General features: G+C 46.0%; 7 protein-coding genes and 1 pseudogene. 2 read left to right on the top strand and 6 right to left on the bottom strand.

Annotated elements, in window-relative coordinates; genetic code table 11:
- Positions 1-282 precede the first annotated feature (282 nt).
- On the bottom strand, positions 283-1,074 hold the full coding sequence (locus J7545_RS00690) for an ABC transporter ATP-binding protein (RefSeq protein WP_318700454.1): 792 nt from the start codon (positions 1,072-1,074) through the stop codon (positions 283-285).
- A gap of 127 nt (positions 1,075-1,201) precedes the next feature.
- Positions 1,202-1,516 (bottom strand): hypothetical protein, encoded by a 315-nt coding sequence (locus J7545_RS00685; RefSeq protein ID WP_318700455.1) that lies wholly within the window; start codon positions 1,514-1,516, stop codon positions 1,202-1,204.
- 181 nt (positions 1,517-1,697) lie between these two features.
- On the opposite strand from J7545_RS00685, the gene trpS reads away from it, so the two are divergent.
- Together trpS and J7545_RS00675 are read left to right on the top strand one after the other, a co-directional pair.
- A complete protein-coding gene (gene trpS / locus J7545_RS00680) occupies positions 1,698-2,705 on the top strand; it encodes a tryptophan--tRNA ligase (RefSeq protein WP_318700456.1) in 1,008 nt (335 codons plus the stop codon).
- A gap of 19 nt (positions 2,706-2,724) precedes the next feature.
- Complete coding sequence (locus J7545_RS00675) at positions 2,725-3,615, top strand: methylenetetrahydrofolate reductase (protein ID WP_318700457.1); 891 nt, start codon at positions 2,725-2,727, stop codon at positions 3,613-3,615.
- A 109-nt stretch (positions 3,616-3,724) separates the two neighbouring features.
- Here the strand turns inward: J7545_RS00675 and moeB are convergent, their stop codons facing one another.
- From moeB to J7545_RS00655, 4 genes and pseudogenes are all read right to left on the bottom strand, one after another.
- Complete coding sequence (moeB, locus tag J7545_RS00670; RefSeq protein WP_318700458.1) at positions 3,725-4,897, bottom strand: molybdopterin-synthase adenylyltransferase MoeB; 1,173 nt, start codon at positions 4,895-4,897, stop codon at positions 3,725-3,727.
- Positions 4,898-4,960: 63 nt separating this feature from the next.
- Positions 4,961-5,437, bottom strand: coding sequence for a M67 family metallopeptidase (locus J7545_RS00665; protein ID WP_318700459.1), 477 nt, complete (start codon positions 5,435-5,437; stop codon positions 4,961-4,963).
- 150 nt (positions 5,438-5,587) lie between these two features.
- A complete protein-coding gene (locus J7545_RS00660) occupies positions 5,588-5,803 on the bottom strand; it encodes a hypothetical protein (protein ID WP_271945245.1) in 216 nt (71 codons plus the stop codon).
- A 226-nt stretch (positions 5,804-6,029) separates the two neighbouring features.
- Positions 6,030-6,485: pseudogene (locus J7545_RS00655) on the bottom strand (ribonucleotide-diphosphate reductase subunit beta); the annotation flags it as partial.
- Positions 6,486-6,630 lie beyond the last annotated feature (145 nt).

Genomic DNA, 6,630 nt, shown 5'->3' with positions numbered 1-6,630 from the left:
AAGTTTTTCCGGATTGGCAATTACTCTCATCACTTCACCCATTGCTGCACCGTGTCAATCAATTTCAATACTTTTTTTCGTCAGCATAAATCCCTTCACTTAATTCTCACTTGATTCGGCAGAGTGACAAAAGAGGGATATAGCAGGGAAAAGGAGAGTGAGGACATTTTCTATTGCTATTCGTGCCTATTGCCTCAAACAATAACCTATAACTGTCCTAACCAACTCTTTCTCTGCCATAACAGATTAGTCATGAAAATTAGTGGGCAAGTTTGGATTAATCTAGGTGGAGAGATGAGGATCGGCAAAGAGGGGACAGATCTGTAAACCGACTGGGGTATCAATCACGGCAACTTGCACGCCAAAAACAGCCGCTAGGGTTTCTGGGGTTAAGACGGTTTCTGGGGAGCCAACGGTGAATAACTGACCTTGTTTGAGGAAGGCGAGACGATCGCTATATCGAGCGGCTAAATTAATTTCATGTAAAACCGTGATCATCGTTAGGTTTTGCTCTTGATTCAGACGCTTTAATAAGTCCAACAATTGCAGTTGATAATGGATATCTAAATAGGTGGTGGGTTCATCTAACAGCAGTACCTGGGGATTTTGGGCTAAGGCTAAGGCGAGAAAGGCCCGTTGGCGCTCTCCTCCAGAAAGTTCACTGACAGGCCGATCGCGGTAGGCTTGTAGCTCGGTTTCTTCTAAAGCCTCTTCAACCGCTTGGCGATCGCCTGATTCTAAATCCCATTGCCACCATTCCAAATAAGGATTACGCCCTAAACTGACCAACTGATACACGGTTAGCCCCATGGGAGGTGAGGATTGTTGGGGTAAAATAGCCAACTGACGCGCCACCTGATTGGGAGACAACTCATGAATGGAGCGACCTTCTAATAATACAACACCTTCTTGGGGGGAGAGCAAACGACTCAATAGTTTGAGAAACGTGGATTTACCGGAGCCATTAGCCCCGACTAAACTCAACCATTCTCCAGTCTCTAAACTCAGGTTAATCTGTTTAACAATCGGGTTTTGGTGATATCCACCACTTAAGTGGTCAGCAATAATGGGCATGGCAATGATTGAGTTCAGTAAGTATAGTACTTTGCGCTTTGCGCTAGGCAATAGGGAAGAGATTGCTTGATTCCGCTGGCGCAACCTTCGCAATGACATACAGAGCAAAGCGCTGTAATGACCAACGTTACTGCTCTTGCACCAAACGGAGATAGTTTTGCTGTAACTGAATCGTTTCTTCGGTCATGCGATCGCACAGTTGCTTTTCTACATTGCTGAGTTCTTCCCAAAAGAGGGCAGAGCGGTTCGCTCGGATCGCTTCTTCCCAGAGGAGGGTGAGCAGAGCAGCAGCTTGGGGATTTTCTTGTGCCAGGCGATCGCACCATTGTCTAAATTCTGCTTTAGCCCTCTCGTGGGTTTCCAGTTTATGGGCTAGCTCAATGCATTCTTGCAGGTGCTGGCGATCGCCCTCCCCTGCTCTTGAGTCGGATCTTGAGTCCATGATTGAATTCACCCTCAAAATTTAACAATTTGTTCCAGATTAGTGTATTGTAATAAAAATTAATACCCAAAAACCACCTCTCTCGTCATTTTCTGGGCAGGTTAGCGCCTAACCCTGGTTTTTGGCTATATTCCTAAGCTGACCTGTCCAACCTTGACCTCTGCCGTCCCTTCCCAAAAGTATGAGTAAACAGCGCATTCTTTCTGGTGTTCAACCCACCGGTAACCTTCATCTCGGTAACTATTTAGGTGCGATCCGGAACTGGGTTGAGGGACAAAGCGAATATGAAAACTATTTTTGTGTGGTCGATCTCCATGCAATCACAGTTCCTCATACCCCAGAAACCCTAGCCGCCGATACTTATACCATTGCGGCGCTCTATCTAGCCTGTGGTATTGATTTAGAGCATAGTACTATTTTTATTCAATCCCATATCCCTGCCCATAGTGAATTAACCTGGTTGCTTAACTGTATTACCCCTCTAAACTGGTTAGAAGATATGATTCAGTTTAAGGAAAAAGCAATTAAACAGGGCGAAAATGTGGGCACAGGATTGTTAGATTATCCCGTGTTAATGGCAGCAGATATTCTACTTTATCAAGCCGATCGCGTGCCCGTGGGAGAAGATCAAAAACAACATTTAGAACTCACTCGCGATATTGCTGCTCGCTTTAATCATTTCTATGGCAAAGGAGAAACGGTACTGAAGTTACCCAATCCTTTGATTAGAAAAGAAGGCGCACGGGTGATGAGTTTGACGGATGGCACGAAAAAGATGTCAAAGTCCGATCCGAGCGAACAAAGTCGAATTAGTTTACTCGATCCCCCAGAGGCGATCGCCCGCAAAATTAAGCGCTGTAAAACCGATCCCGTTCGGGGCTTAGAATTTGATAATTTAGACCGGCCAGAATGTCATAACCTATTGAGCCTCTATATGCTACTCTCTGGACAAACGAAGGAAGCAGTAGCAGCAGAATGTCAAGAGATGGGATGGGGACAATTTAAGCCCTTGTTGACGGAAACCGTGGTAGAAGCGCTCAAACCCATTCAAGACAAATATCAGGAAATTATGGGCGATCGCCCGTATCTAGAATCAGTTTTGCGCCAAGGTCGGCAGAAGGCAGAAGCGATCGCCTCTTCTACCTTAGCTGAAGTTAAAAAAGCCCTCGGCTATTCCAGTCCCTTGTAAATAACATTACTTTTTTATTATGGTTAATTCTTTTCGTCAAGCCTTACATTCAGGAGAATTCCTAGTCACGGCTGAAGTCATGCCCCCCAAAGGCGGTGACACCAGCCATATGATAGAAATGTCTAAACACCTGAAAGGCCGGGTTCATGCCGTCAATATTACAGATGGAAGTCGTGCTGTTTTACGCATGTGCCCTTTGGCTGCCAGCGTGCTTTTATTGCAACAAGGGATTGAACCCATTTGTCAAGTGGCTTGCCGCGATCGTAACCGTATGGGCATTCAAGCCGATCTCATGGGGGCCAACGCTTTAGGCATTCACAATATTCTCGCCCTCACTGGAGACCCGCCAAAGGCTGGAGATTATGGCGATGGTCGCCCCGTCTTTGAACTCGAATCAGTGCGTCTGTTGAAAGTCATTGACCTCCTCAACCAAGGGTTTGACGCTCATCAAAAGAAACTTCCCGATGGCCCCCTCAACCTCTTAGCGGGAGCTGCGGTAGACCCCCAACTTGACAGTTGGTCAGGATTGCAACGACGATTTAAAAGAAAGTTAGATGCTGGCGCTCAGTTTTTCCAAAGTCAAATGGTCACTGATTTTGAGCGTTTAGATAAATTCATGACCCAAGTTGCAGCCGGCTCGGATAAACCTGTTTTAGCCGGAATTTTCTTACTCAAATCCGCTAAAAATGCCAAATTTGTTAAGCGTTGTGTGCCTGGTGTTCATATTCCCGATTCCTTGATCGAGCGCCTCGCCAATGCAGAAAAACCTCTCTTAGAAGGCATGAAAATTGCCGCCGAACAAATTAAACTAGCTCGCAATATCTGTCATGGTGTCCATCTGATGGCGGTGAAGCGTGAGGACTTAATTCCCCAAATTTTGGATTTAGCTGATATTGGGCCTCTGTCTTAATTTTTGGGTTGATATGACATTCATCTCTCCTTGGGAGACAAGGGGCTAGGGGCCCCTTGTTCTATTAAGGTTGTGGATATAAAGGAGTGGACTCTCTACTCGCTAAAGATTAATATTTCGGCACAGAAGGATCGACTTCATCACTCCAGGCTAAAATTCCGCCCTTTACATTAATACCTTCAATGCCTGCTTCTTTGAGAAGACCCAAAGCTGTAGCCGATCGCGCTCCCATCTTACAATGGGCAATTAGCTTATGACCATTAAGCAATTCCTTCACTTTATCGACCCCTGTGCCTTCTTCAATATCCGGTAAAGGAATCAATACTGCACCAGGAATTTGGGCAATGTCGTATTCATGGGGATTGCGGACATCAATTAACAGTATATCGTCGGCACTACTATCGAGCAGGGCTTTCAATTCGGTAACTGTCATTTCCGGAATTGCCGATTGCTGTTGAGCTTCCTGTTCTCTGGCTTGAGGAATGCCACAAAATTGCTCGTAATCAATCAATTTTTCGATGACCGGGCGCTCTGGATTGGGTCTTAATTTTAACTCCCGGAATTTCATATCTAGGGAATTATATAAGAGCAAACGACCGCTTAACGTTGTTGGGGAACCGAGGATAATTTTGACAGTTTCTGTCGCTTGAATGACTCCAATCATTCCAGGTAAAATCCCTAACACGCCTCCTTCTGCACAAGACGGAACCATTCCCGGCGGTGGGGGTTCGGGATAGAGGTCGCGATAGTTGGGTCCCCCTTCATAGTTAAAGACAGTGGCTTGTCCTTCAAACCGGTAAATTGACCCATAAACATTGGGTTTATTGAGTAAAACACAGGCATCATTCACCAGATAGCGGGTGGGGAAGTTATCCGTTCCATCCACTACGATGTCATAGGGTTCAACGATCTCTAGGGCGTTTTCTGAACTTAGGCGTGTTTCGTACAGATCGACTTGGCAAGAGGGGTTAATCTCGTGAATCCGATTTTTAGCCGATTCAATTTTGGGTTTCCCGACCCAGGATATGCCGTGAATGACTTGACGTTGAAGGTTAGAGCGATCGACGATATCAAAGTCAACGATACCAATGCGTCCGAGACCGGCTGCTGCTAGGTAGAGCAGTAGGGGTGAGCCGAGACCCCCTGTACCGATACAGAGAACACTGGCCGCTTTGAGGCGTTTTTGCCCTTCCAGTCCAATTTCTGGCAAAATCAGATGGCGAGAGTAGCGTTCGTACTCTTCTGGGATGAGTTGAATATCGTCCAGATTAGGATTGAGCATAGAAGTTTAGGGGACAAGTTGCAAGAATTTCCCATATTGAGTCTCTTATTGTAACGCTCTCTTTCACCCGTGGGTATCTGTGTTAAGAATATTTTCGAGTTGCGAGGGTTGGAATTGGCGATCTCTATCTAAAACCCAGTCGTTAATCACTGTGGCGCGCCCTTGGATGACGGAGACAATAATATAGTGGTAATCTGGCCAAGCTAAGAGGCGATCGCACTCCGAAGGCACAGCGGGATGATCGGGATGGGAATGATAGAATCCCACAATCTGGAGATGGCGAGAACGGGCATCTTTTTGTAAGGTTAGCAGGGTTTGGGGGGCGATCGTATACCGCTCCAGTTTCGTCTTTCCCCCCATCCCCATTTCTTCTAGCTGCTCTGCCATCTCTTCATTCCAACCATTCTCCGTCCGCACCACCTCTACCAAAACCCTCTTATCTTCCTCAACCCTACCCAACAATACTCCACAGCACTCTTGCGGATAACACTCCTGTGCATGAGCGCGAATGATCTCTAGATGCTCCGATTTAACCTGCATTTTGGCCTGATATCAATAATCAGATGTAAGTATGATAGTTGTACCATAGCGATCGCCACTGGGGAAGCGATCGCGAAACTTGGACTTTGTTTAGATTAAGGCGATCGCTTCGCGATGCAGAGTATGATGGCGATCGACCTAGACATTGCTCTAGCTGGCTACGGATTCTCTGATAATTTTGATTTGTCCTCGCCGTACCGCTCTTAAGATACGATGTACTGCTTTGTGTTCTTCACAGTTAGAACTGAGTATTTGGAAGGTTGTTTGCAGGAAAAACCACTCTTCAAAAGAGATGGCATTGATAGAACCGACTGAGCCAAACAGATCTGAGATATAGTCGGATACTCCTTCTGTGCTAGTTAACATGCTTATTTTTCCTAATTCGTTATGTTCCTATCCTCTCCCAATTCTTCTAAACAATGGGTGATACCCCTCATAGCCGATGATGATCTTTTACGAGCCAAACTGTGATGGGAATTGAGCTGCGTTGGCGACGGGGATCACCATAGCGTGGCGATCGCCGAACGCACAACTGGGGACGCTAAACCCCCATCACATTAACGACCTCAAAGAGAGCTACAGCTTGCAATTCCTAGATTTCATCCCATCCGGTTACTCCAGAGGACATCACATAACTGGTGACTCCCGCTTCAAAGAAATTCGCCTTCGTATGACCTTCTTTCTTCGTATCCGAAAAGCGCTCTAGATGAGCATAGGGACTCTTCTTGTACTTATCATCCGCGTACAAAGGCGGAAGACCGATCGCTCCTAAGCGAATATTCGCCAAGTACTTCGTATACTGCTCCGTACTCGCATCCGTAACTCCCAGGATTTGGTTGCCAATAATATGGTTTGTCCACTGACATTCATGGCGCACGGCTTGATCGAACATTTCATAAACTTGATCGAGCGAATGGGGAAACACCGTCATCGCTTCCGGAATGATTTTTTGATAAAGACGGACATGGGATAATTCATCTCGATTAATCAATTTGAAAATATCCGCACTTCCTGGCATCAACATCCGCGAAGCTAGATTATAGAAAAAGCAAAGTTAAACTAAGTCAGAGAGTCACCCCTCTGGCTCGTCTTCAAAACCGGACGTGAGACTTTCACCTCATCCGGCTCCTGACTTACAACGCAATTTCTTGCTCTATCTTTTGTGGCTTTCTTTCGCTCGTTTCTGGTCTTTT

Source organism: Roseofilum sp. SBFL, from assembly GCF_017746885.1.
Classification (GTDB): domain Bacteria; phylum Cyanobacteriota; class Cyanobacteriia; order Cyanobacteriales; family Desertifilaceae; genus Roseofilum.
The sequence above is the reverse complement of the archived record's forward strand: the minus strand, read 5'-3'. Positions and strand labels throughout refer to the sequence as shown.